The organism is Occallatibacter sp. (genome assembly GCF_049582745.1).
Taxonomy (GTDB): domain Bacteria; phylum Acidobacteriota; class Terriglobia; order Terriglobales; family Acidobacteriaceae; genus Telmatobacter.
Genome location: NZ_JBAUUO010000155.1, coordinates 14,322 through 37,745 on the forward strand (window position 1 = coordinate 14,322; position 23,424 = coordinate 37,745).

Sequence of the window (23,424 nt, forward strand, 5' to 3'; positions counted from 1 at the left end):
TCCCGCCAGATTTCCCGTGCTATGAGCCCTGCAGCACGAGGTTCACCGCGCCCGTCAGCCGATCCCAGTTCTTCAGTTCCGCATCCAGCTGTTTCCGGCCGGCCGCTGTCAGCGCATAGAACCGTGCCCGCCGATTGTTCTCCGATGCGCCCCACGTCGCGCGAATCCACCCGCGATATTCCAGCCGGTGCAGAGCCGGATACAGCGACCCTTGCCCGATCTGCAAAACGTTGTTCGACATTTCCTGGATCCTCTGCGCAATCGCCCACCCGTGCTCCTGCCCCGGCGCGAGCGTTTTCAAAATCAGCATGTCCAGCGTTCCCTGAAGCAAATCAGTGGATGGTGGCATCTTCCCCCCGACGTTCGACAATAGAATCACCTGCCTCTTGTCGATTGTCAAGGGGAGACAAGTACGAACTGCCCTCAACAAGTGCAGAGCCCTGCATGCGCCGGGGCCGTCTCGCTCCACCCGTGATGACTGCAACTTTACCCTCAAGCTTTCCCAAAATTGCTCCCTTCGGTAGATGTACCTGCGTTAGCAGTCTCGGAGGCCCGCGCCAGGGCTTGCGTGTCGATATACTCCCGGATCTTCGTCACCTTGCCATTTCGAACGGTAATGTCGAAGACCCAGTGGTCCTCGAACGTCCTATTCGTGGCTTTGATTCTCCCTGTAGCGAAGCCGATGACCAGAACCCGGTCTCCCTGCGCTATGAACTCGGGGGGCTCTGCGTACGAAGTTTCCACCGTTTCGTTAGCCTTCTGAAGTAAATCTTCCAATCCCGCGTGCCCGCGGTGCGTGCCGGCCAGAGGCCAGTCCTCGCCAGGAACGATCCACTCAATATCTTCGGCAATCAACGCCAGCAAACCTTGCTGATCGCGGCGGCCGAGAACTGCAAAGAAATCTTTCACAACCTGGACATTCTTTTCGATACTCATCGAAATCTCCATTTCCCTTACTCGGATTGTGTCCGATCTCATCGGACGTTTTGGAATCGTTCTTCTAGAAAGAAACAAGACGGGCATTTGCCGGCGGTTGACATTCGTGGTCTCCCACCCATCGAGCAAAAAGACGCTCGATGGATGGGGCACGGTTCATCTGTCGTGGGTCGGAAACGGCGGTGGGGGACCAGGGCCGAATCACACCGTCGTAGATCGACTACTGCTGCTTCTTGAACAAATCCTGGAAGATGAGATGGCCCCAAGTGCGGCCGCGTGCGTGCACCAGCGCGCCACCCTCGTTGAGCTTTCCGAGCTTGACGGGTGCGAACCCAAGTTTCTTGGCCAAATCCGCCACGGGAGCAATAGCGTCCTCGTCATCGCTCGACAGAAAGACGACCCGGTGGCCGCCCTCGACGATCGGGTCGGTAGCCAGGATGGCTGCACCCAGGTGATTGAAACCCTTCACCAACTTGGCGCCGGTGAACGACTTCGCAACGAAGGCGGAGGACGGAAGACCGTCCAGCTCCTCAGGTGGGATTGGAAGCATCGATGACCGTCTTGCCTTTCCAACTCGGCAGGGCCTTCGCAATCTCGCGATGTTCCCCGAACGGAACCGCCAAGATGATTGTGTCGGCCTCGACTGCATCCCGCAGCGACCTGGCGACGACCGTGGGGCCAATCGCCCGAGCCTGCGGCGCCAACGCCTCGGGGGGCCGGCGACTCGCGACGGTGACTTCGATGTTCTTACGGGCAAAGGCGTGGGCGAGTGCCTGGCCTATCTTGCCGAATCCTACAATTGCATAGCTCATGATGTTTCTCCGATCTCGTGTGAGAACTAAAGTTCGAGAAGCAACAGCGCCGGGTCAGACCTGCGCCATGCCTCCATCGACGGCGAGATCCACACCGGTGATGAAAGAGCTTTCATCGGAGGCGAGGAACGTGACTGCTGCCGCAATTTCCTCGGGCGTGCCTCTGCGACCCATTGGGATCTGCGAGGTGAACTGGGCGACCGCTTGCTCGGCCTGCTCTGCGGTGAGACCCGTCGTCGTCGCTAACGCTGGGGTATCGATTGCACCGGGGCTCATCGAATTCACGCGGATCTTGCGGTCTTTCAGCTCCATAGTCCAGCCGCGCGCTAAGTTGCGCACAGCCGCCTTACTCGCGGCGTAGGCGCTAAACCCTGGGAGCCCCAACACGTTCGAGACTGAAGAGGTCAGGATAATCGAGCCGCCGTTTTTGAAGAGGGGAAGGGCCTTCTGCACCGTAAAGAACAGCCCCTTCACATTCACATCGAAGGTCTGATCAAAATGGGCCTCGGTGGCCACCGCGAGCGGTGCGATTGTCCCCGCGCCCGCGTTCGCGAAGAGCACGTCGATGTGACCATGTTTCTCTTTCACAACGGCATAGAGGCGGTCCAGATCTTCCAGGCGCGACACGTCGCCCGCGACTGTCGTAACGTTTCTCTTGATGAAGGCTGCGGCCTCCTTCAGTTCTTTCTCTCGTCGCCCAGTGATCACGACGTGCGCACCTTCATCCACGAAGCGCTTGGCTGTGGCCAAGCAAATCCCGCTGCTTCCGCCTGTGATTACCGCAATTTTGCCCGCCAATTTTTGTCCAGGATTATTACTCATATGTTTTCTCCCTTTTGTTTTTCGTTGTGTTTTTTTTGTTGAATTTACGGCCGCGCGTAGTGCGTCAGATTTGCGCAAGGCCGCCGTCGACGGCGAGCTCGCTGGCAGTCATGAAGCTGCTGTCGTCCGACGCGAGAAAGGCCGCCGCCGCCCCGATCTCCGCCGGATCGGCCATGCGCTGGAGCGGAGTCAACGAGGCGTAGGCTTTCTGGCCCTCCACGCCTAGCGCTGCCTTCGCGAGTTCGGTCGCCGTCGCCCCGGGCGACAGCACGTTTACCCGGATGCCGGTGCCCTTCAGGTCCTCCGCCCAGGTGCGCGCGAGGTTGCGCACTGCCGCCTTGCTCGCGCTGTAGACGCTCATTGCCGGGGCGCCCGTGGTGCCGGCGCTCGAGCCGGTCAGAATGATCGAACCGCCCTTGCCCATCAGCGGCAGCGCCTTCTGGACCGTGAAGATCGTACCCTTCACGTTGGTGTCGAAGGTTTCGTCAATGTGCTCGGCGGTGATCTTGCCGAGCGGAAGCGGGCTTCCCGCCCCGGCATTGGCGAAGACGATGTCGAGGGTTCCGCGCTCGGCCTTCACCGCCGCATAGAGTCGGTCGAGGTCGGCCAGATCGGAGATCGAGCCCTTCACTGCGCGGGCATTGGGCCCGAGGTCGGCCACAGCGGCGTCGAGCTCCGCCTGCCGGCGGCCGAAGATGAAGACGATGGCGCCCTCCTCAATGAAGCGCTTTGCTGCGGCGCGGCCGATGCCGGTAGCCCCACCCGTGATGACTGCAACCTTACCTTGAAGCTTTCCCATAACTACTCCCTTCTATAGATCTGTAGAATTCGGCACAGTAGATTGGAGTTCTTTGGCGGTGGACGAGAACTGCTCGGGAGTCCTGATCTTTTGTCTATTCGTCCAAAAAGAGGGCTTAGCCGAGCTGTGTTGCACCTTTTGATGGAACCGGGACGCGCGGCTCGGGGAAAAGGACTGTAGGCGTTGTGACGCTGGAAGGAAGGAGAATGTCCGTCAATGTTGAGACCTCTCCTACTTCTTGATGCTGCGCTTGTGGGACAAGCGAAGCTGTGTAGTTTCGTACAGTTCTCACGGAACACAATGGCTTTCGAGAGTAGATGGAGGCTCAGTTGGACCCGATAACAGACATCTTCAGAACGATGCACGTAACCGCTTTTGGTCTGCACAGGCTCGAAGCCACAGCGCCGTGGGGCGTAAAACAGGAGAATCAGGCCGAAGAAAAACTCACGCCCTCGGGAAAGAAGACTTCCCCAACAGATTTGGCGCACTTCGCCATGCTTTCGCGCGGCAACTGCTGGCTGAGTGTAGAAGGGATTCCGGACCCAATTCCCCTTACCGGTGGCGATTGCTTTTTGCTGGCTAAGGGGACTTCGATTGTTTTGCGCGACAGCCCGCGAACACGTCCAAGGTCAACCTTCCGCGAGATCGGGGCCAAAGCCAACGGCAATGTCGTTCTTTGTGGAGGCGGCGGCGCACCGACGACAATCGTCTGTGGTTCCTTGAGTTTCGATCGCGCCAGCTTGAAGCCAATCACTCAGCTATTGCCGAGCTTCATTCTGATGAAGTCCGATGAGGCACGCACGCTTGCTCTTCACAACACAGTGCAGGCGCTTGCTTCGGAAATGGCAGAACAGTCGCCGGGATCTGAAGTCGTCGCGACTCGGCTAGCCGAGGTCCTGTTTATCCAGGTACTCCGGGCGCATATCGCGTCGGGGCCGGAACGTAACAAAGGATGGCTTCGGGCGATTTTCGATCCTCAAATGGGCACTGCCCTGAGTGCCATTCACGACAGAGTGAATTCACCTTGGACGGTCGAATCCCTGGCCGAAGCGGCGGGCATGTCTCGCTCCGCATTTGCAGCGCGTTTTAAAGAGCTACTCGGACAAACACCACTGGAATATGTAACCGAGTGGCGGATGCAGAAGGCGATGCAGTTACTCGAAGAGCGCGACAAAAAGCTCATCGACGTCGCTGGGTCGGTCGGTTACGAGTCCGGCGCTGCGTTCAGTAAAGCGTTCAAGCGCGTTGTCGGGGCCAACCCCGGGCAATACCTCAAACGTGGTTTTGAAGGCTAGGGTCATGCCGGAATGGCGGACCACGATCAGTCCCGGTAACGCGCTTCTCGCTGGCGATTTCGATCGGCAGCGGTCAATCTGTCTCACGCAAGGGCTTCACTTCACGCCATGTCAAGACCCGAGCCATGCCAACTCCGCCCAAACCACACAATCCAAACATCAAAAACCGCCTCCCCGTTTTGCAGGTAATTATGGCCCGCTGGCGCACAATGAACTTGCGTCGGATCAGGGACAGTTCTGCTTCCGCGCGATTCACCACCGGTAGCCCAGTTTCACAGATCGCTTTCAATAAGGCCCTTAAACGATGCCAAAACGTGCCAAAAAGAGCCAAAATGACCAGCCGGAAAAAGCTAACTACCTCTCCCACAGGGGGTTGGGCTTCGCTAACCCCCGTATCTCGAAAATCCAGGCCGTGAAACTGTGAAAGGAAACTGCCCTGGGAGGGCGATCCGAATGACTCCCAGGTGGAAACCCTGGGAACGGAGGTCGCCAGCGCCGCAGTGGCCCTGGTCACCGATCCGTAGGTTCACTCGTTCAACTGTTCACTCGTTCTCTAACTCCAATGCTGAGAGAACTCTACGGGCAACTTCAATCCGCAGAGGACTCTGCCGGCAGGGGCGGCTGTAAACCAATGAAAGTACATACTTTCTCTACAGAGTGTATATATACCCCCCCGGCACAACTCCACCAGAAAGCTGACAGCTTGAGAGCTGAAAGCTGAGTGATCACCGTTCACCGCGAAGAAGGCTTCGCACTCGGCGGGGGCGGCCCACCATGATCGTGGTCATGATCCTCCTTGGGCGGTGCGAAGATTGGCGGATCGAGATGCCCGCGATGGCACGTCCCGCAGCTCACCGGCACACCCGAGTTCTCGACCATACTCACGTAGTTCTTATTGATGTCTTCGACCATCCGGTACATCAGTCGTGCGGTGTTCTTCTCCGGCTTCGAGTCGTCGGCAAAATTCAGCCGCGCCTTTCCGTTCGGACCGATGTTGTTGGGATCGGCGGCATGGCACGTGCTGCACTCAGCACCAAGTGCGGCTTCCCACTTGTGCATCAGATCGTGGACCTGCTCTCCCGTCATGGTCTTCGGAAGGACCTTCAGGTTGGTTGGCGCCGGTTCCTCGTGATGATGATGTTCCTCGGCAGGCGGCTGCTGCGCTGTGGGGGTTTGGGCGAGAGCGGCAACGGCAAACAGTGCGGAGACCAGCGCCGTCAAAGGGGCGGAGAAAGACGGGGAAGAGAGCTTCAAGTGCAAAGTTCCTCGTGGTGTGGGATGACCTCTATTCTACTGACGGACCACCGTTGCGTTTGGTTGACGTTCCTGCCAGCCGCTTCGGCCCGGAAACGCAACCGTGTCCGCGCAAGGCAAACCGCAGCGGCCAGTCCACCGCATGCTTGATGCCGATCCGCGGCGTAATCACCACCTCCACGTCTGGACTGCCGTCGTCTCGTACCTGAAGCGGTGACCCAGTGCTCGTTACATCAAGCCCATTGTGCAGCGGTCGAGTCAGCCCTAGTGCGAGGCAAAGCCGACTCGGCCCCGACGCAATCATCCACATCGGAGCATCCTCATCCAGCCCGCGGTTGCGCGCCATCTCCGCGAGCCCCATCACCGGCTCCAGCGCCCGCAGCAACAAGCACCCTGCCTGCCCCTCGCGCTCGCAGCTGATATTCATGCAGAAATACTGTCCATAGATCGAATACACATACGCATGCCCCGCCGGACCGAACAGCACCTGGTTCCGTGGCGTCGGCCCGCGATGGGAATGCGCAGCCGGATCAGGTGGCTCATTGTGCGGCCCGAGGTACGCCTCCACCTCCACGATCCGCCCCGCCAGCACCCCACCCCCCGGCCCCCGTACCACCAGCAGCTTCCCCAACAGCCCCGGTGCGACAGATTCCGGCGAATTCTCAAAGAATTCACGCGAAATCAGCCGCCCCGGCAGCGCTTTCGTAGCCGTTTTGACCCTCATTTGTGCGATTTCTTCCATTCCTTCACGAGAGCCAGCACCTCTTCCGCGTGCCCTTCCGGCGTCACCTTTGGGAAGATATGGATAAGTTTCTGATCCGGTCCGATCAGAAACGTCGTCCGCTCGATCCCCCACACTTTCTTCCCATACATGTTCTTTTCCTTCAACACACCAAACTGATTGCAGACTTTCTCGTCTACATCAGCAAGGAGCGCGTACGGAAGGTCGTACTTGGCCTTGAACTTCGCCTGTGCCTTGGGCGTGTCCCGCGAAATGCCGAGCACTACCGCGCCAGCTGCCTGGATCTTCTTGAAGGTATCCCGAAAGCCGCACGCCTCAATGGTGCAACCGGGCGTATCGGCGCGGGGATAGAAGAACAACACAACCGGCTTGCCGGCGTAGTCTGAAAGGCTTACAGTCTTGTCTTCGTCCGTCTGCAGCGCGAAATCGGCGACCTTCTGGTTCACTTCCATAGGAGATTCCTCGTATTGTCAGTATGGTGGATAAAGTTTCGGCACGGCTATTTCGAAAGCATTATTCCCGAGGAGGACCCTCGGTGTCATCGCGCACGCCCATTTCACGTTTTACCAGACCAACATCCCTCGCTGTTGCCTTGGGACTCACGGCCGCGTCGGCCTTCGCCCAGTATCCCGGACAAATCATCAAGAGGGACAAAGATACTCCTGAATTACGAGCCATTGCTGTTCTCGAGTGGACGGGCGACGAAGGCAAACCCAAGACCAGCCGTATCGTTCCCATCACTGTGTACGATGGGCAAGCCCTCCAGGATGGTGGAGTCTACCTAGCCCGGCCCCAGCCGCTCGCGCTCACCGGCGAAGTCGAATACGAACTCGAGAAGAACGGTGCTCCGTTCGGCCTCTACGACATCAGGACAGCCGGCCAGGAGCAAGGCTCCTGGGTTGGCTACGGCTTGTGGAAGCCCTTGCCTTCCGCAAAACCAGCTACTCCGAAACCCATTGTGGACGACGGCTTCGATCCCAACGACGACAAGCCGGTGCTGCACCGCAAGCATCAGGAAGGTTCCAGCAGCTCTGACTCCAGAGCATCCGGGCCGTCACCCGATCCCGACCGACCCACTCTCCATAAGCCGTCCAGCACCAACGATTCCGGCAGTTCCACGTCCAGCTCGGGGCCTGCCGCCGATCCCGATCGTCCAGCTCTGCATAAGAAGACTTCCGACGATTCATCCGGCCGCACATCGAGCAGCAGTTCCGACCACCCAGTTCTGCACAAGAGCAGCGAGGAATCGGCCGATACGAGCGATGGGGAACGCACCGGATCCGCCGATCCCGATCGCCCCCGTCTCATGCGCGGCAAGCCCTCCAGCCAGGGTCCTGACGTCCTGCCAAGTCTGATGGGGCTTCCTGCAAACATGCACCAGGCTGTCGCCGTCTCCGACGCCAGAAACCATCCCGAGCATCAATGGAATTACAAGTGGGCCAACCCGGACGACGAAGTCAAGATGAAAGAGGACATGGAAGACATCGCGCGGAAGGCCCTCGGCCTCACTCCTCCTCCACCTCCGAAACCGAAACGCACCGCGGCGAAATCGCACTCCAAGCCCGCTCCGCCGCTCGAGCCGCCTCCGTTGGTTGACGAGAAGTTTCGCGTCTTCGAACTTGCGTACGGCGCCGGTGCCACGATGGTTCTTTCGGCACATACCGAGGGACCCGCGAAGCAGCAGAAATTCGTCACCTTGATTGCCCAGCCCGACCTTTACGGCAATGCACTCGTGCTTCTCAAGAACATCACAGACGGCGAGCATCTCGATGAGACCCCCCGCATGCATCTCATCGACGCCGTGGACGCCCTTGCCGATAATCGGGGCGAATTGCTGTTTGAGTTGCGCGGCGCCACGCAGCGGCAGTTCGCGCTTTACCGTGTGCTCCGCGGAACGGCCGAAAAAATCTTTGTTACCGGCGGAGGCGAATACGGTATTGCGCCCGGCGAATAAATCACCCGAGACTCAAACCCTCTCGGCCCGGTGCGTTCGAAGAGAAGTATCCGACGACATCAGGAAGTAAAGCGCCAGCACCAACAGCGCGGCGGCGATTGAGAAAACACCAACCGAAAATGCCTCAATCCGGCGGATTTCGCTCGACCATGCTCCAGCTCCGGTGCAATTCAACCGCGCAAGCATCGCGGGATCATAGCAGAGCCGAAAAGGCGATTATCGCAATGGCATCGATCGTTTCGCGCCAGGAATATTCATCCCATTGGAATGTCCCCCGTAACTTTCGTGACAATGTTGCGCATCTTACATAGAGAAGAGTTCAACCTCCTATACAATCTCTGTAGAGACCGGCTTCATCAGACCCCTGTCTAAAGGAATCAGTTACCGAATGGCATCACTCGTGTCCGCTCCCCCTCCCGCAAATGCACCAGATACTGCAACCAAAAGGGTTGCTGCAGAGCACGACTATTCATCGCCTCATAGCAGAGTTCCTGCAAAGTTTCTTATCCGTATGGGTAAGGCCGCAACCATTGGCTACGGGATTAACTGGTCAACATTGGCAATCATCGGGATTTTCCATGCGGGCGCGCTCGTTGCTTTTTTCTTTTTCAGCTGGCAGCGTTTGGCTGTGATGGCGATTCTCTATGTGCTCGCGATCAACGTCGGAATCGGCATGTGCTATCACCGGTTGCTGACACACCGTGGCTATCAGACCCCCAAGTGGGTCGAGTACATCATGAGCGTCTTTGCCACCATGTCGCTTGAGGGTGGCCCCATCTTCTGGGTGTCGACGCATCGTGTCCATCACCAGCTCAGCGATCAGGAAGGCGATCCGCACACACCTAAAGAAGGTGGATGGTGGGCGCATACCGGCTGGATCCTGTTTGGCGAGGCGCTGCATGGGCAGGTCGAGATCCTGAAGCGGTATTCGCCCGACCTCAGTCGCGACAAGTTCCATGTCTGGCTCAGCAAGTATCACTGGCTGCCTATCACCGTGAGCGGCTTGCTGCTGCTAGCTGGAGGCTGGATCTGGGGCGGATGGATCAATGGCGTTGCGATGGTGCTGTGGGGCGTGCTGCTGCGCGTCACGCTTGGCCTGCATGCAACCTGGCTGGTCAACTCGGCCACGCATCTTTGGGGAAGCCGGCGCTTCGAGACCCATGACGACTCGCGCAACAGCTGGTGGGTTGCGTTGCTTACGGGCGGCGAAGGCTGGCACAACAACCATCATGCGCATCCTGTCTCAGCGCGGCACGGCCTGAAGTGGTACGAGCTTGATCCCAACTTCTGGGGAATCTGGCTGCTCTCGAAGATCGGCCTGGCCAAGAAGATTCACGTAGCCAAGTACGATCCCGCCGATCCCAAGCCTGCAGGGCTTTAGACACAGAACGCATTTCGCGCAAGCACAAACGGCCATTCCTTCGGGAATGGCTGTTGTATTTGGGATCGGATCGCTTACTTGCGCAGCCTGGCGCGAATCCAGAGCATGATGAAGAGCGGCAGCGCAACGACGAGAACGATCACGCCTGCGGGAAAGCCGACGTAAAGGTAGGTGTCGGCATAATTCACGGTGTGATGGCCGAAGATGTTCCACGCAAGCAGGGTGAAGATCGCCAGACATGTCGTTGCGAAAAACGTGAAGAATGCCGAAGCAAACGCGAGCAGCAGGCTCTGAAAAAGACTGAAGCCTTCGAGGGGAAATCCGAAAACTCTGCCGCCGGGGTGGCGCTGGGTATGCGCGGATTGCATCGACGCGACCTCTGTCGTCTAGAATACAGTCTTATGCCGAGCGGGGCGCAAATCGAGCTTTGGCCAGCCGACAAGGTGGCTGCACAGGTGCATGTGAGCCGCGCTTCCAACGGCATCAGCTTTGCCGGATGGGGCGAGACGCGCGTGAGCGAGACCGATCTCGAGCGACTGGTCGCCGCCGTTCCTCCACTGCTGGCGCCGGCGCTCAAGAGCCGCGCGTATTACTTTGTTCCGCTGGCGATTGCCGATACGGGCGAAGTGCTGATCGCGCCCTCGTATTCCGTCGATCTGGGCGATCGCGCGGTGTGCCATCGCAATGCGAGCTTCGGCACCACCGAGGCTGTATTTCTGTCGACGCGGCTGGTTGAGGACCGCTTCGGACTGGCGTTCGAGTTTTTCATCAACGTGGCGCACAACTTCGCCGATGTGGCGGGGGTGCCGGAGAGCTTTGCGCAGCTGATCTGGTCGCAGGCCGAGGCGCAGGTGCGCGGGGAGACAAGCCAGGACGCGTGGGAGTCTCGGCGCCGCGCGCAGGACTCGCACAACGGGCAGCAGAAGATGATCGACGAGCGGTCGCGGACGACGTTTTATCAATCGGCCTTCTCTGATTCGCTAGCCATCTACATGCTCTCGCTTGCGGTCGATTTCGATTATCACGATCTGCGGGAGCGCGAATATCCACTGCTGGCCGCCCCGGCCCTGGCGGAGCGGCTGCGCCATATCGCCAGCCTGTTTCCGCCGAACGCGGGCTACGAGTTCCAGATCCTCTACCGCCGCAAGGGGTGAAGAGTCAGGGACAAGGGACAAAGGGACCGAGGGACAAGGGAACTGCCCGGCTCCCAGCCGTCAGCTCTCTGCTTCTGCGGGGAGGGGGTGTCCCCCCACCCCTACTCTGGAAGGAAAGTCGTGATTCCAATGGAGTTACCAGGAAGCCATCGCTCCAAAGTCTTCTTAGGATTAGGGTTAGCCGCAGAGTCGTCTCAATAAAGGAGTTAGAGGCCCGGAACACCTGTCCTTTTCAAGCGGCTTTTGCGGATTCGTCTTTTTGGCACGTTTTGACCCCTTTTCCACGTTGGAAGAGATCCGGGCTCTCCGAGGCCGGGCGCGGGAGATATGCCTTGAATCTGCATGGATAGATACATCCTAGGCCAATGCACGATATAACCTGCAAAAACTGAAAATCTATTTTGCGTTTGGATTGAGGGGTTTAGGGGCGGGTGCGTACGCGTGGGGCTTGACGGCACAATGAGCGCGCCTTGCGGCTAGGGAACGGGATCGCTTTCCCAGGTCTCAGAAGCGAGACCTCCCGCACCCGGCGGCTGAATGTGCTTCCGGCGTCCAAAGCGGTAACAACAGCCTAATAGTGATAGGTTTTTCTCATTTCGCGCATGAGCTTGATGGTTGATATTCCCTTGCGCACTTTCTGCAGCTTTGGCCTTGCAGCATTCGTGATTACCGAGGGCATTGCGGAGATCAGAATTGCTTCCACTTCGGCAATGTTGCGTCGATCCTTAACGATGAACGCTGAAAAATAGTTCCAAAAATAGCTCCGAGTCGAGGAAACGCCGTTCGCGTGCGTCCATATACGGTCGAAGAGCTTTCCTTCCGTCTTGCCCACATAAAAGGGCACATCGTCGCGGTAAAGAATATAAACACCGGGCTGCTTAAGTTCGTCAATGTAGCTGGCGATCGATCCCTTTTCGCCCTTAATCTCGGGCATATCAAAAATCGCTCGCGGCAACATGCGTATGAACTTGCTTACGATTTTGTTTTGAGCTGGCCCCGGACTCTCCTCTGGATCGTCATCGTCAACTTCGGCTAGGTCTTTCTCTTCCAAATCATCTTCAGCCACAGCTACTGGCTTTGACCCCTTCGTTCGCTTCATCATGGGAATCCTCGGTCGTCCGCCTTTTACATCCTATCTGTTTCTTGCTTCGGCTGCGGTCACTGCGGCGACCTTCGCTCAGCATGACAAGGTTCATGGGGGATGACAGGGTTCGTGGGGAATGGCAGGGTTCGTAAGAAGTTGGGAGCGATTGAGCGGAGATGCGGGAGCGTATCCAACAACTGAAGCCCGCGACGTCTCTGAGGGAATTTTCGATGCGCGACGCAAAGAGTTCCCCGCGTCTTGCCCTGACACAAAACCAATCGAAGGTGATTGTCAGTGGGCAGCCGCGGTGTCCGCAGCGGAAAAGCAACCGCGGATGCTTCGGCTGCGGTCGCTGTGGCGACCTGCGCTCAGCATGACAGCGTTCTGTCTTCTTGAGCGAAGCAGAGCCGGGGTTTCCGGCGACAGATCTTCGTCGCTGGGGTGGGAAGCGGAGTCGAAAGATCTGCGGTTGTCTCTAGCTATGCAACCGATCAGTTGCACGTTTGAAGTCGGCAGGCTCCACTTCATACCATTCGCGGCTGAGATCAATCCACGCTGGATTTGATTTTTCAATCAAGGCAATCTTCTTTTCTCTTCGCCACCCCTTGAGCTGCTTTTCGCGGGCAATGGCCTTTCCGATTTCCTCAAAGACTTCGAACCAGACGAGGCGATCGCAGTTGTATTTCTCAGTGAATCCGTCGTGCTCTTTCCACTTGTGCTGGAATATGCGCTTGTGCAGATTGCCCGTAACGCCCACATAGAGTGTGTGGCTTCGGCTCGCGACGATGTATGCGAAATAGGTTCGATCCGACATCATTGGCATGGTACCGAGTTAACGGTTGCGGCGATGTGACAGAGACAACCGCAGATCTTTCGACTACCCCTTCGCTGTGCTCAGGGTTCGCTCAAGATGACAGATTCTCCTGACTGGCTCAAGACCAACGGTTTCCTTCGCCGAAATGGCGCGCGGCTTCCCAGGTCACAGCGTATAGGTTGAGGTGGTGTACCAGCGAAGGACTCTGAGGGCGCGGAGGGTGTTCCAGCGGCTGGCGCTGGCTACTTTGGTCTCCATCTGCAGGGGGATGTATTCGGGGTGGAGAAGATTGAGGGGCCAGCGGCCGTTCTGGTGGCGGCGCTGGAGGACGATCTGGATCGCTTCTTGCATGCGCGGATCGGGTTTGGCTCCGGCGTTTCGGAAGTAGTCGAGCGCGCGCAGGACGTCGTAGTGCCAGTGCGTGGGGTAGGTGAAGCGGAGCCAGCGCTTGTTGACGATGTCGCCGGTGCTGAGCGAGCGGAAGAGGCGGCGGCTGAGGAGATAATTCTCGGCGCGCTTGCGGGCGCGGGTGAGGACTGCGGATTTGCGTCCTGCGCGTTCGTACTCGAGGAGATCTTCGAGCACGCAGATGGTGGTGTGGAAGGAAGAGCGAGAGCTTTGGGGGGCTTTGCAGTTCCAGCCGCCGTCGGGTAGCTGCTCGGCGAGGAGCTGCCGGGCAAGTGCGTCGTTGGGCTGCTTGAAGCAAGCGCCGATGGCGAGGATTCTGCCGTTGATGCAGGGCTCGGTTTCGCCGCTGAGGTAGGGGCGGTTATTGAGCGGCTTGAAGACGAGGTGGCGGTCGATGCGGTTGATCATGGTGCGCGCCTGTTTGCTGGCGGGATCGAGGCCGAGGTCCTTGAGGACGATGAGGCTCCACAGGGTGACGAGGTCCCACTGTCCGCCGGGCCAGTGGCCGCGCGGGGATTGGCGGGCGAGCAGTTCCGCTCCCCAGCCCTCGGTGGCGATGCGCGATCGTTCGGCGGCGATGGCGGCGGGAGGTGCGTCGGTAAGGTCGCGCATGACCTGCCAGCGGAGGCCGGGGTCGGAGTCAAGGAGCCAGCGGATATGCGCGGGGCGCGGTGCGTAATCGTGGCGCATGGGATTTTTATAGCATGCGGTGTTATTGAGGTCAGACAGGCACGCGGCGGGCGGCAGAGTCGGGTGGATGAAATGTTATGGAAAGATGAATGGGATGAGCGCGGGGGTAACGGGGAGCCGCATTTGTGTCGCATTACGAAACCCTGCGCTGAATGCAGGGACCGGGCACATTGCAATGAATGGGGATGCGTGGCTGTCCTGACAGAAATGGTACGCAGCGCCGGTTCGTGCTTTATTGGGATTTGCCTATTTAGTAACCTGTAGAGGATGGCCAGTTCAAAGGCCCAGGCCACATGAAGGAGAAGATTCTGATGGCAGAGACCCCGAAAAAACCGTCGACGCGCAAAAAGACCAGCGCGTCAGCATCGGCAATCAAGGAGATCGCACCCAAACGGAAAACGACAGCTTCGAAAGTGACGTCGATCAGTGTATCGCACGAAGAGATCGCGCGGCTCGCACACAAGTTCTGGGCGGAACGCGGCAGACAGCACGGACACGACGCGGAAGACTGGCTGCGCGCGGAGCAGGAGCTGAGAGGCAAGGCTTCGTAAGGACAGAACCAGCAGGACATTCATTCAGCAGAGGACGGGAAGGACACGTTCCGTTTTCATTTTTTACCGGCTCCCATACGCTATCCGGCCCTCGCTGATTGTCCAGCGAACTTTACCTTGCATTGCCCAACCGTCGAAGGGAGTGTTGTGCGCCTTGGAGAGGGTTTCCCTGGCGTGATAGGTCCACTCGGCTTTGGGATCGAAGACTACAACGTCGGCGAAGCTGCCGACGGCGAGGGTGCCGCGGCCTTTGAGGCCGAGCAGCGCGGCGGGTTGTGCGCTGAGCAGGCTGAGGACGCGGCCGAGGGGCAGCTTCCACTCCTTGTGCAACCAGCGCAGGCAGAGGCCGAGTGCTGTCTCAAGGCCGGTGATGCCGTTGGGGGCGTTCTCGAACTCCACTTCTTTCTCGTGCGTCGCGTGCGGCGCGTGGTCGGTGGCGATGGCGTCGACAACACCGTCGAGAATGGCTTCGATCATGGCATCGCGGTCGGCGGCGGAGCGCAGGGGCGGGTTCATCTTGGCGTTGGTGTTGTAGAGGCCGACGTGCTCTTCGGTCAGCAGGAAGTGATGGGGCGCAACTTCGCAGGTGACGCGGAGTCCGTTGCGTCGCGCCTGGCGGACGGCGGCGATGGCTGCGGCGGTGGAGGTGTGCGCGACGTGGAGATGCACGCGCGCATCGCGCAGTTCGGTGACGAGGCGAACGTCGCGCTCGACGAGGGAGCTTTCCGCTTCAGGCGGCATGCCGCGCAGGCCGAGCTTGAATGCGGCGGGGCCGGCGTTCATGCTGGCGCCCTGGGTCATGCGCGTGTCTTCGGCATGCTGGATCACGCTTAAGCCCACGCGGGCGGCGGCGGCGAGGGTTTCGCGCATCACGCTGTCTTTGAGGATGGGGTGGCCGTCATCGGTGATGGCGACGGCGCCGGCGGCTTTAAGCGCGGCAAAGTCGTTCAATATTTCGCCCTTGGATCCGCGGGTGGCGGCGCCGATGGGATATACGCGCACGCAGGCACCGCGTTCGGGGGCAAGCATCCAGCGAGTGGTTTCAGGCGAGTCGTTGACGGGGGTTGTGTTGGGCATGGCGGCGACGGCGGTGAATCCGCCGGCGGCTGCGGCTGCGGTGCCGGTGGCGATGGTTTCCTTGTATGCCTGGCCCGGCTCGCGGAGATGGACGTGGATGTCGATCAAGCCGGGAGCGACGGTGAGGCCGGCGGCATCGAGAGATTCCGCGCCGTTGGCGAGCTTGAGTTTCCCGGGGGCGGCGATTTCGGCGACCTTGCCGTCTTTGAGCAGGATGTCTTTGGGGGTGTCGACGCCGGCGCCGGGATCGATGAGGTGGCCATTGCGGATTACGAGAGCGGTCATGCCCGGCCTTCTTCCTTCTTCGCTGCTGTGAGCGCGCGTTCGACGACGGCCATGCGGATGGCTACACCGTGGCGGATTTGCTCGAGGATGGCGGATTGAGCGCCGTCGGCGACACCGGCAGTGAGTTCGAGGCCGCGAATGATGGGGCCGGGATGCATCACAACTGCGTTGGGAGCCTGTGCGGCAAGACGCTGGCCGGTGAGCTGGTAGGCGTCTTTGTATTGCGCGAGGTCGAGCTGGAGGCCTGCGAGTCGTTCGGCCTGAATGCGGAGCATCATGACGACCTGCGACTCACGCAGCGCGGTTTCGAAGTCGCGTTCGACGGAAATGCCGGGGCCGGCGCTGGCAGCGGAATCGGGCAGCAACTGCGGAGGTCCGCAAAGGACGACACGTGCGCCGAGGCGTGGCAGCAGAAGCATGTTGGAGCGGGCAACGCGGCTATGAAGGATGTCGCCGACAATGGTGACCGTGACACCGCTCAATGTGTCGGCGGTGAGGGTTTCAACGCCGTAGCGGAGATGCGCGAGGATGGTGCGGAGATCGAGGAGCGCCTGGGTGGGATGCTCGTGCATGCCATCGCCTGCGTTGAGGATAGGCAGGCGTGTTGTCTCTTCCAGCAGCCACGCTGCGCCGGAGGAGTTGTGGCGGAGGATGATGGCTTCAGCGCCGAGGGCGCGCAGGGTAAGGCCGGTATCTTTCAGCGTCTCGCCTTTTTCGATGCTCGAGGAAAGGCTTGAAACCAGCGTGGTATCGGCACCGAGGCTTTTCGCGGCGAGTTCGAAGCTGGTGCGGGTGCGCGTGGAGGACTCGTAGAAGAGGAGCGCGATGCGGCGCTTGAGCAGAATGCAGTCGCGGATCAGCGGATCGAGGTTTTCGAGAACGGTTGCGCGAAAGAGCAGGTGGCTGATGTCTTCGATGCTGAGGTCGCTGACCGAAAGCAGCGAACCGGGATTGTACGGAAAGGGCGATGCGGGCGGTTGTGGTGTTGGTAGCTGGCGGCGGACGGGTGGCGTTGGTGCGATAGCAGTCATTTTCCTGGCTTTCAGCTTTCAGCTCTCAGCTTTCAGCCATTCGTTTCCGACACGGAAACTGAAAGCTGACGGCTGACAGCTGTTCGTTTCAGTCCACCCGCTCGACCAGCAACACCTGCTCGTCGTTATCGACCTCGTGGAACTTGACTTCAATGATTTCGCGGCTGCTGGTGGGGACGTGGCGGCCGACATAGGTTGCTTCGATGGGCAGCTCGCGATGTCCCCGATCGATGAGGACCGCAAGCTGCACACGTCGTGGACGTCCATGATCGAAGAGCGCATCGAGAGCGGCGCGGATGGTGCGGCCTGTATAAAGCACGTCGTCACAGAGCACGACGTCGCGGCCTTCGACTTCGCAGCCGAGGGCGCCGGGCGTCACGACGGGGCGCACACCGGCCGTAGAGAGATCGTCGCGATAAAACTGGATGTCGAGCGTGCCGGTGTCGACGGGACGCTTCTCGATGCCGGCGATCAGCTTGCCCAGGCGCTCGGCCAGGGGGACGCCGCGCCGCTTGATGCCGATCAACGTCAGGTCTTCGCTGCCGTTGCTTTTCTCCACAATTTCGTGGGCGAGGCGCACCAATGTGCGCTCCACCTCCGAGGCGGACATCAGCCTGCCCTTCACGCGCAGGGCGGCCGCGTTGGTTTTTTCGGTCATAAGCACTCTCGAAACCGCGGTTCAAGAAACTCGAGATCGTAGCGCCGGAACGCTCAGGGGTACGGAACCGGCCTGGACGAGCCACCTTGCAGAGCGCAGCCCGTAGACGGTTTCTGTAGTTTCACCGTTATCCCTCGCCGGATGATAGAAGGCTTGACGGTTAGGGGGCAAGTTGTGGAGAAGTGGACGATGGCCTGACGGGCTTCGGAGGGTCGCGCCGATCTCCGCTTTGCTTCTCGATAAATGCGGGAAAGAAGGCAAGACAGCGTCGCGAACGACGGCCAACCTGCGGTAATGTTGCTGAAAAAGTAACTGACAGTTGGGCGGTTGTCGTTAGGCGGTGACCCGCCCGGAACTTGCTGAAATTCGAATCTTGTACATTTTCTGCCGTTAAGATTCTTGTCTAAAGTTGAAAATCGTACAGAAATATTCAGCGAGAGCAGTCCTGAGTAAACCAGCCCTGAATCACAATACGATTCGAGATGGAGCATCCGCTTCTATTTCGGAATGGCGAAACTCGACTGCAGAAGAGGTCTCAGCGTCGCCCAAGGGATCATCACCGGACCGACAGGAGCCACGTGACCCCCGACCGTGTACTCCGGAAAGTCGATCGTCAGGCCTTCGCCATTCAAGCGCCAGTTTCGCGAATCGAGAACGACCTTAGGGAGCGCCTTTTCCCAGTCGTCGTACAGCCGGTCCGCATCGGATTCTTGTAGCTCCTTGGAGCAGCGCGCCTCAACTATCTGCTCCCACTGAGAATCCTTTCGGAATACATCCTCGGGGCGCAGTTCCCGCTTCTGTTTGAGCAGCCAGTTGAATTCGATCCCGTATTCGCTTGGATGCCCGGAGCCGTGGCCCATCCCTTCGATGCCAATGGATGCCGTTACCAACTCCTCGTTATAAAAGCCGACCGAAGCACTGACGTCGAAATCCCCGTCTGCCGCCCACTTTTTCAACCACTCGCCGGAGGGGCTTTTCTCCCCATCGAGCGAAGCCAGGCTCTGTGTCGCTGCTTCGATGCCCTTGTTCCACGCCTTCCATTCGGGAGTGCTTCTGGTCGACTCAGGCCATGTGGACTTCAACGTGCCAAAGCCGGGGTTTTGTTCCAAGTCCGAGCCCTCACCGGGGTCATCTGGCCAGGTTAAGTAGATAAATTGCGTGATGAATGCATCGTGATTTGTGCCGATAAGGCGCCGCAGCTCTGCGGTTCGCGTCTCGTAATAGCCGAGCAGGCATTCGGCTAGGGCCGTTTGAGGCGCCGATCCTGGAACTACGCAGTGATCCGCAATCGCACGGAGCCAAGCCCGTTGCCCGTCGCGCACTTCGGCCACCGTCTCAGGCTTGGCTGCCGCCAGAACCGCCTTGTACGCCGCAGCCAGCTTGTCGTCCTCCTCGCTCAGTTCCGGCGAGGAGCAAACTGCCTTTTCCTGGCGCGTCTTTGCTTTGGTGCAATCAAAGCTGGCGGCTAGCGCCGCGCTGCTTGCCAATAGCAGTAGAAGCAAGGAGATGTTCCGAACAGTCGTGCAGGGTATTGGATTCACTCAATCTCTTTCGGATACTGCTCCTTCATCGCCTCATCAAACCTCTGCAGTTCTCGACCTTTTCTACGGAGGTAGATTCCGCTAAGGAGGCCGACTGCGCCCAGGATTGCGAGGACTGCTGATGCGTGATAGAAGAACGAATCGAAGAGATTGGGGAACCATGTTCCGCGGTTGTGGTCATACGAGATCGCGCAGAGCACATACCCGGCAAGGGCTAAACAAAGCACCCCCAGCCCAACGAAAATGCGCCCAGCGATTGCCATGCGCAGAGTCTAGCACCAGCGCAGTCGGTGGACCACGAGGAGTTTCCTTAGGAGCAAGCCCACCATGGGAGTCGCGAGACAGCAGTTTGTTTATTCTGGTCCCTTACACATGCCGTGGCTTCACCTCTTGTGCTGCCGATGGGGTTTTAGCTGGAGGCTCGGAGATTGTGTATGTATTGGACCATACTGTTACGCTCTTTTCCGGTTCGCCAGGATATGTTTCTCGGTTGACAGTGATCGTGTACGTCCCGGGCCTGGTCATGTCGAAGTATTCGCTGATCCAAAGATCCCACGTAACACTTTCTTCTGGCTGAAGCTTCTTCCCAAACTGGACGCTCCCGATCCAAGATCCAGAGGAAGGCACCGGGCTCCTGCTCTTCTTAAGACTGCGCATCAACTCGGTCTCTGGTGCGGGGGCACCGTCGAACAGCACAATCATGTTCAACCAATCTTCAGAATCTGAACTCGACCTTTCTTCAATTTGGTCCGAGATGTTTGTGTATTTCACCAACAGTACATGAGTGCCAGGGGGATAACCCAATTGAGGGGACTTCTCCCCTTCGATGGATAGCGCAAATCCCGGCTTAGGCCTATCAACAGACTGTGCAGGCAGCGAGAGCACCGACGTGATCATTAAAGTTAGGACGCGACAAGCTAACTTCTTCATTGTTGATCTGCTCGTCTCCTTCCGCTGCGGCAGCAATTGCTCCGTCGTTCACAAATAAGGTGTAAGTGGGTATTCTCTTTCCATTTGGGTTCTTCGTGGAATTTAGCAGCTAAGACGTGGTCAACCGCCGTCATAGCACTGGGATTATACGCGCCAACGGGAACGGCGTTTGGCGGTATTCCGCCCACGGTGCGAAAGTGCGCCTCAAATCCTGAAAATCCCTTGGGCCAACTGGATCACTGACTCCAAATTGGAGTATGAGGCGGCCTAGTGTTCGGGGGGTCTTGCCTTAAAAAGCAGTTCCGCAATCTGCTCATGGCCATTGAGCTTGGCAAAATCTTCGGCCCTCTTGCCGTTATGCGCCTTTATGCTCGGGTCGGCGTTGCCTTCAATCAGCGCTTTCACGACCTGCATATATCCACTCCGTGCTGCCGCCATCAGCGCCGTCGAGCCCTCTTGATCTGCCGCGTTTACGTCCGCATTAGCGGCAATGAGCGCCCGAACTGTCTCCAGGTGACCCTTTCCAGCCGCCTTCATCAATGCAGTGCCCCACTCACCCTTCCCTGCGTTCAAATCGGGATGAGCGTCCAGCAATGCTCGAACAACGTCGAGGCGGCCCTCTTCAGCTGCCAACATCAGAGCTGTAGGCATCGCAAAGCCTTGCTTCGCGTTCACATCAGCATGGGCCCTCAAAAGCACTTGCACCACGTCCAAATGACCCGCCCTTGAAGCGGACATCAATGCCGTCGTGCCATCTCTCCCCATCTCGTTGATATTGGCGGCTGCGGCGAGCAGAGCCTTCACGACGTCCAAGTGGTCTGCCTCTGCCGCGGCCTTTAATGGCGTACCGCCATAGTCTGCCATGTCCGTCGGATTTGCACCATTCTCCAGCAGGACCTGTACAACATCCAGATAGCCATTGGCAGCGGCATCGATCAACGCAGTGTCACCATTATCTTCCTTGGCAGAAACGTCAGCGTGGGCTGCAATCAATACTCGTACGACGTCCAAGTGGCCCTGGCTTGACGCTAGAATCAACAGGGAGCTGCCGTCAGAGGTTCTGTAGTTCACGTCTGCGTCTGCGGCGATTAGCGCGGTTACCACCGCCGCATACCCTCCAACTGAAGCCACCAACAATGCGGAGGGGTTGCCGTAAATTCCCGTAGTATTGACCGAGGCATGAGCGGCAAGCAGCGCCCGGACGATATCCAATCGACCGCTTCCAGACGCATAAATTAGCGCTGTCTCTTTTGAAACCTCATCTCTGGCATTTACATCGGCGTGAGCCGCAATCAAGGCTTTTACTACGTCGAAGTGGCCAGCTTTCGATGCTTCGATGAGCGCCGTGGTGCCTCCGTTCAAATTGCCGCTTAACCCGGAGTTCACGTCTACGTGCGACCCGAGCAATGCCAGCACGCGTGGCAGATCTCCCTGTTGTGCCGCATGGATAAGATCGTCTCCTGGAGTGTCGGCCAATTTCGGCGCAACGGGTTTCGGGGCTTGGGTGTCTTCGTCACCGTAAGTTTCCGATATGAGCTTGCCGGACTTTACGTCGTAGAGACAATCGTCGCCGACGTCAGTACCGTGGGTCGGCCCAAAGACTGCCTCCACTTGCTTGCCGCCCTGAACAAACTTCCAACTCCAAACCATCATCCCCTGACTGAGGGTATGGAGAACCTGTTTGTCTCGGAATACCACCACGCTCAAAGGAATGGAATAGGACGTACAACAGTTCTCGACATTGATCGTCCAGCCAATCGTTTGTCGATCTTCCGCCAACTGAACATCTGAGAATCCAACAGCATTAAAGACCGTTTCCTTCTCGGTGCTCGCCTTCACCGGCGGCAAGGTTTTCACAATTTCGGTTCCGTCGTCGTAAATAATGTGCAACGGCCCGGTTTCATATCCAGAATCTTCTATCGGGTTCCCAATAAAAAACTTCGTGATCTCTGCCTTTTGCGGGGTGCTCTTCGCCTTCTTCTGCGGCTCGGTGGATTGTCCTGACATCCCAACAGATAGGCAAGCTCCGCCCAATATTGGGATGATCCATCTTTTGAAAGCGCGATCTTTCAACTCACCGCCATTGGTGAAGTTCATCGCTGAATCAGCGTGGGATGTGGTGTTCTTCATATTCTCGCAGTTTTCTGAATACGAGCAATCAAAACTTAGGTTCCGGGCCTATCGTGGCCAGTTCTTCAGTTCCCGTGCAGCCACCATGGTCAGAATCGCTTTCGGACCGCGGAATTCGCCTAGACTTCGGGCCGGCGTTTGCGGCCCTGGATGCGGGCGCCGAGGGCGCCGCCGCCGACAGCAAACAGCACGAGGAAGGCGCAGTTGACCGCGATGGAAAGGGCCCAGATTCCCGCGTGACCTTCGGGCGAAGTGAGCCACGTCTGCACTTGTGCCAGCGACGCCTGCACCTGTGCCGCATCCGGCCCGGACATGCTGGACATCGATTCACGCGCCTTTTGCTGGAATGTTGTCAGAAAGGCTGAATAGAGTACGTCGATCTGTCCTGACTGGTGCAGAAACACGCGCTCAATGAAGAGCCAGATTCCGCTGACGCCAAAGGTGACCCATCCTGCGATCAAACCGGTGACGAGGCCGATGCGCGCTCCGGCCCCGATGGTGATCCACGCCGGCCGCTGGCTGCGCATGTACAGCACCACGGCCCATGCTGCTGCTCCCGCCATCCAGAAGATGCCGAGAGCGCTCAGCGGGGATATTCCGGAAGAGAGCAGACCTGCGGGAACTGCGAGCGCCAGGGCCGCGCGCATGCCCGGCTTCCAGTCGATGGAACCGGCATCGCGCACAGGCTCGGGCCATCGTTCAGAGGCGGGCGGGACGGCGCTTTCACCCTCGGCGCTGTAGACAAACTGAGGCAGTCCGCAGGCGGGGCAATAGCAGCTCTCGGCCGGAACAGACTGATGACAGCGATTGCAGGTGATCTCCATCCTGTGACAAGCCTATCGCATCGGGGTCTGGATTGTGGGCTTCAGGATGGGCGAAGGTGGACCGGCGGGAAGCGGTGGTCCGGGGCTGGTGCGCGCACGAGGCGCCTGGGCACGATCCACTTAAAACGGGATGGCCCGCCGCATGGGAGACCGGATGGGTTCAGGACACCTTTTCGGCGTTCTCGCGGCGATGGGGCGCGTGGGGCAACCGGCGCACATCGACAATGAATGCGTGCCAGCGTTTTCTGCACC

Annotated in this window: 25 protein-coding genes; 5 read left to right on the forward strand and 20 right to left on the reverse strand. The window is 58.7% G+C overall.

The genetic code is table 11. The features are described from left to right. Nucleotides 1–19: 19 nt before the first annotated feature. From WCA10_RS22305 to WCA10_RS22330, 6 genes are all read right to left on the reverse strand, one after another. Nucleotides 20–349 (reverse strand): PadR family transcriptional regulator, encoded by a 330-nt coding sequence (locus WCA10_RS22305; protein ID WP_472824740.1) that lies wholly within the window; start codon nt 347–349, stop codon nt 20–22. 143 nt (nt 350–492) lie between these two features. Then, complete coding sequence (locus tag WCA10_RS22310; RefSeq protein ID WP_472824741.1) at nt 493–936, reverse strand: nuclear transport factor 2 family protein; 444 nt, start codon at nt 934–936, stop codon at nt 493–495. 220 nt (nt 937–1,156) lie between these two features. Then, nucleotides 1,157–1,486 carry an NAD(P)-binding domain-containing protein gene (locus WCA10_RS22315; protein WP_472824742.1) on the reverse strand — a complete coding sequence of 110 codons (330 nt, stop codon included), beginning with the start codon at nt 1,484–1,486 and terminating at the stop codon, nt 1,157–1,159. Continuing rightward, on the reverse strand, nt 1,467–1,748 hold the full coding sequence (locus tag WCA10_RS22320) for an NADPH-dependent F420 reductase (protein ID WP_472824743.1): 282 nt from the start codon (nt 1,746–1,748) through the stop codon (nt 1,467–1,469). Before WCA10_RS22320 ends, WCA10_RS22315 begins: the two co-directional genes overlap by 20 nt. Nucleotides 1,749–1,802: 54 nt before the next feature. Beyond that, nucleotides 1,803–2,570 carry an SDR family NAD(P)-dependent oxidoreductase gene (locus tag WCA10_RS22325; protein WP_472824800.1) on the reverse strand — a complete coding sequence of 256 codons (768 nt, stop codon included), beginning with the start codon at nt 2,568–2,570 and terminating at the stop codon, nt 1,803–1,805. Nucleotides 2,571–2,634: 64 nt separating this feature from the next. Next, on the reverse strand, nt 2,635–3,369 hold the full coding sequence (locus WCA10_RS22330; protein WP_472824744.1) for an SDR family NAD(P)-dependent oxidoreductase: 735 nt from the start codon (nt 3,367–3,369) through the stop codon (nt 2,635–2,637). A 329-nt stretch (nt 3,370–3,698) separates the two neighbouring features. Between WCA10_RS22330 and WCA10_RS22335 the strand changes: the two genes are divergently transcribed. Beyond that, nucleotides 3,699–4,664 (forward strand): AraC family transcriptional regulator, encoded by a 966-nt coding sequence (locus tag WCA10_RS22335; protein WP_472824745.1) that lies wholly within the window; start codon nt 3,699–3,701, stop codon nt 4,662–4,664. A gap of 732 nt (nt 4,665–5,396) precedes the next feature. Here the strand turns inward: WCA10_RS22335 and WCA10_RS22340 are convergent. The 3 genes from WCA10_RS22340 to bcp are packed head-to-tail and all read right to left on the reverse strand — an operon-like array spanning nt 5,397 to nt 7,112. Then, a complete protein-coding gene (locus WCA10_RS22340) occupies nt 5,397–5,918 on the reverse strand; it encodes a c-type cytochrome (RefSeq protein ID WP_472824746.1) in 522 nt (173 codons plus the stop codon). Nucleotides 5,919–5,949: 31 nt separating this feature from the next. Further along, entirely contained in the window at nt 5,950–6,642 is a 693-nt protein-coding gene (locus WCA10_RS22345) for a DNA-3-methyladenine glycosylase (RefSeq protein WP_472824747.1), read from the reverse strand. Further along, complete coding sequence (bcp, locus tag WCA10_RS22350) at nt 6,639–7,112, reverse strand: thioredoxin-dependent thiol peroxidase (RefSeq protein WP_472824748.1); 474 nt, start codon at nt 7,110–7,112, stop codon at nt 6,639–6,641. The genes WCA10_RS22345 and bcp overlap by 4 nt, the downstream gene beginning before the upstream one ends. An 83-nt stretch (nt 7,113–7,195) precedes the next feature. Here bcp and WCA10_RS22355 point away from each other — a divergent pair, with 83 nt between their 5' ends. Both WCA10_RS22355 and WCA10_RS22360 read left to right on the forward strand, forming a co-directional pair. Continuing rightward, complete coding sequence (locus WCA10_RS22355; RefSeq protein ID WP_472824749.1) at nt 7,196–8,614, forward strand: hypothetical protein; 1,419 nt, start codon at nt 7,196–7,198, stop codon at nt 8,612–8,614. Nucleotides 8,615–9,125: 511 nt separating this feature from the next. Then, a complete protein-coding gene (locus WCA10_RS22360) occupies nt 9,126–9,995 on the forward strand; it encodes an acyl-CoA desaturase (RefSeq protein WP_472824750.1) in 870 nt (289 codons plus the stop codon). Between the two features lie 74 nt (nt 9,996–10,069). Here WCA10_RS22360 and WCA10_RS22365 read toward each other — a convergent pair whose 3' ends face one another. Next, nucleotides 10,070–10,363: a hypothetical protein gene (locus WCA10_RS22365; protein ID WP_472824751.1), complete on the reverse strand. Its 294-nt coding sequence runs from the start codon at nt 10,361–10,363 to the stop codon at nt 10,070–10,072. Nucleotides 10,364–10,396: 33 nt separating this feature from the next. Between WCA10_RS22365 and WCA10_RS22370 the strand changes: the two genes are divergently transcribed. Beyond that, nucleotides 10,397–11,149 carry a hypothetical protein gene (locus WCA10_RS22370; protein ID WP_472824752.1) on the forward strand — a complete coding sequence of 251 codons (753 nt, stop codon included), beginning with the start codon at nt 10,397–10,399 and terminating at the stop codon, nt 11,147–11,149. Nucleotides 11,150–11,720: 571 nt separating this feature from the next. Here the strand turns inward: WCA10_RS22370 and WCA10_RS22375 are convergent. The 3 genes from WCA10_RS22375 to WCA10_RS22385 form a co-directional block, all read right to left on the reverse strand. After that, nucleotides 11,721–12,251, reverse strand: coding sequence for a GIY-YIG nuclease family protein (locus tag WCA10_RS22375; RefSeq protein WP_472824753.1), 531 nt, complete (start codon nt 12,249–12,251; stop codon nt 11,721–11,723). A gap of 457 nt (nt 12,252–12,708) precedes the next feature. Beyond that, nucleotides 12,709–13,050, reverse strand: a complete 342-nt coding sequence (locus tag WCA10_RS22380; protein ID WP_472824754.1) for a GIY-YIG nuclease family protein — start codon at nt 13,048–13,050, stop codon at nt 12,709–12,711. A 162-nt stretch (nt 13,051–13,212) separates the two neighbouring features. Continuing rightward, entirely contained in the window at nt 13,213–14,145 is a 933-nt protein-coding gene (locus tag WCA10_RS22385) for a hypothetical protein (RefSeq protein WP_472824755.1), read from the reverse strand. A 311-nt stretch (nt 14,146–14,456) separates the two neighbouring features. On the opposite strand from WCA10_RS22385, the gene WCA10_RS22390 reads away from it, so the two are divergent. Next, entirely contained in the window at nt 14,457–14,696 is a 240-nt protein-coding gene (locus tag WCA10_RS22390) for a DUF2934 domain-containing protein (RefSeq protein ID WP_472824756.1), read from the forward strand. Nucleotides 14,697–14,759: 63 nt separating this feature from the next. Here the strand turns inward: WCA10_RS22390 and WCA10_RS22395 are convergent, their stop codons facing one another. The 7 genes from WCA10_RS22395 to WCA10_RS22425 all read right to left on the reverse strand — a co-directional run bounded on the left by WCA10_RS22395 (nt 14,760) and on the right by WCA10_RS22425 (nt 23,172). Next, nucleotides 14,760–16,058, reverse strand: coding sequence for a dihydroorotase (locus WCA10_RS22395; protein WP_472824757.1), 1,299 nt, complete (start codon nt 16,056–16,058; stop codon nt 14,760–14,762). After that, complete coding sequence (locus tag WCA10_RS22400; protein ID WP_472824758.1) at nt 16,055–17,089, reverse strand: aspartate carbamoyltransferase catalytic subunit; 1,035 nt, start codon at nt 17,087–17,089, stop codon at nt 16,055–16,057. Before WCA10_RS22400 ends, WCA10_RS22395 begins: the two co-directional genes overlap by 4 nt. An 88-nt stretch (nt 17,090–17,177) precedes the next feature. Next, complete coding sequence (gene pyrR / locus WCA10_RS22405) at nt 17,178–17,747, reverse strand: bifunctional pyr operon transcriptional regulator/uracil phosphoribosyltransferase PyrR (RefSeq protein WP_472824759.1); 570 nt, start codon at nt 17,745–17,747, stop codon at nt 17,178–17,180. A 497-nt stretch (nt 17,748–18,244) separates the two neighbouring features. Continuing rightward, nucleotides 18,245–19,249, reverse strand: a complete 1,005-nt coding sequence (locus tag WCA10_RS22410) for a lysozyme inhibitor LprI family protein (protein WP_472824760.1) — start codon at nt 19,247–19,249, stop codon at nt 18,245–18,247. 35 nt (nt 19,250–19,284) lie between these two features. Further along, on the reverse strand, nt 19,285–19,551 hold the full coding sequence (locus tag WCA10_RS22415) for a hypothetical protein (protein WP_472824761.1): 267 nt from the start codon (nt 19,549–19,551) through the stop codon (nt 19,285–19,287). A 934-nt stretch (nt 19,552–20,485) separates the two neighbouring features. After that, the gene (locus WCA10_RS22420; RefSeq protein ID WP_472824762.1) at nt 20,486–22,348 is read right to left on the reverse strand and encodes an ankyrin repeat domain-containing protein; all 1,863 of its coding nucleotides are present in this window, start codon (nt 22,346–22,348) and stop codon (nt 20,486–20,488) included. A gap of 119 nt (nt 22,349–22,467) precedes the next feature. Then, a complete protein-coding gene (locus tag WCA10_RS22425) occupies nt 22,468–23,172 on the reverse strand; it encodes a hypothetical protein (protein ID WP_472824763.1) in 705 nt (234 codons plus the stop codon). Nucleotides 23,173–23,424 lie beyond the last annotated feature (252 nt).

Coding starts and splice junctions, on each gene's coding strand:
- WCA10_RS22305 (WP_472824740.1), bottom strand. CDS start 349: ATGCCACCATCCACTGATTTGCTTCAGGGAACGCTGGACATGCTGATT.
- WCA10_RS22310 (WP_472824741.1), bottom strand. CDS start 936: ATGAGTATCGAAAAGAATGTCCAGGTTGTGAAAGATTTCTTTGCAGTT.
- WCA10_RS22315 (WP_472824742.1), bottom strand. CDS start 1,486: ATGCTTCCAATCCCACCTGAGGAGCTGGACGGTCTTCCGTCCTCCGCC.
- WCA10_RS22320 (WP_472824743.1), bottom strand. CDS start 1,748: ATGAGCTATGCAATTGTAGGATTCGGCAAGATAGGCCAGGCACTCGCC.
- WCA10_RS22325 (WP_472824800.1), bottom strand. CDS start 2,570: ATGAGTAATAATCCTGGACAAAAATTGGCGGGCAAAATTGCGGTAATC.
- WCA10_RS22330 (WP_472824744.1), bottom strand. CDS start 3,369: ATGGGAAAGCTTCAAGGTAAGGTTGCAGTCATCACGGGTGGGGCTACC.
- WCA10_RS22345 (WP_472824747.1), bottom strand. CDS start 6,642: ATGAGGGTCAAAACGGCTACGAAAGCGCTGCCGGGGCGGCTGATTTCG.
- bcp (WP_472824748.1), bottom strand. CDS start 7,112: ATGGAAGTGAACCAGAAGGTCGCCGATTTCGCGCTGCAGACGGACGAA.
- WCA10_RS22360 (WP_472824750.1), top strand. CDS start 9,126: ATGGGTAAGGCCGCAACCATTGGCTACGGGATTAACTGGTCAACATTG.
- WCA10_RS22365 (WP_472824751.1), bottom strand. CDS start 10,363: ATGCAATCCGCGCATACCCAGCGCCACCCCGGCGGCAGAGTTTTCGGA.
- WCA10_RS22370 (WP_472824752.1), top strand. CDS start 10,397: ATGCCGAGCGGGGCGCAAATCGAGCTTTGGCCAGCCGACAAGGTGGCT.
- WCA10_RS22375 (WP_472824753.1), bottom strand. CDS start 12,251: ATGATGAAGCGAACGAAGGGGTCAAAGCCAGTAGCTGTGGCTGAAGAT.
- WCA10_RS22380 (WP_472824754.1), bottom strand. CDS start 13,050: ATGATGTCGGATCGAACCTATTTCGCATACATCGTCGCGAGCCGAAGC.
- WCA10_RS22385 (WP_472824755.1), bottom strand. CDS start 14,145: ATGCGCCACGATTACGCACCGCGCCCCGCGCATATCCGCTGGCTCCTT.
- WCA10_RS22390 (WP_472824756.1), top strand. CDS start 14,457: ATGGCAGAGACCCCGAAAAAACCGTCGACGCGCAAAAAGACCAGCGCG.
- WCA10_RS22395 (WP_472824757.1), bottom strand. CDS start 16,058: ATGACCGCTCTCGTAATCCGCAATGGCCACCTCATCGATCCCGGCGCC.
- WCA10_RS22400 (WP_472824758.1), bottom strand. CDS start 17,089: ATGACTGCTATCGCACCAACGCCACCCGTCCGCCGCCAGCTACCAACA.
- pyrR (WP_472824759.1), bottom strand. CDS start 17,747: ATGACCGAAAAAACCAACGCGGCCGCCCTGCGCGTGAAGGGCAGGCTG.
- WCA10_RS22415 (WP_472824761.1), bottom strand. CDS start 19,551: ATGGCAATCGCTGGGCGCATTTTCGTTGGGCTGGGGGTGCTTTGTTTA.
- WCA10_RS22420 (WP_472824762.1), bottom strand. CDS start 22,348: ATGAAGAACACCACATCCCACGCTGATTCAGCGATGAACTTCACCAAT.
- WCA10_RS22425 (WP_472824763.1), bottom strand. CDS start 23,172: ATGGAGATCACCTGCAATCGCTGTCATCAGTCTGTTCCGGCCGAGAGC.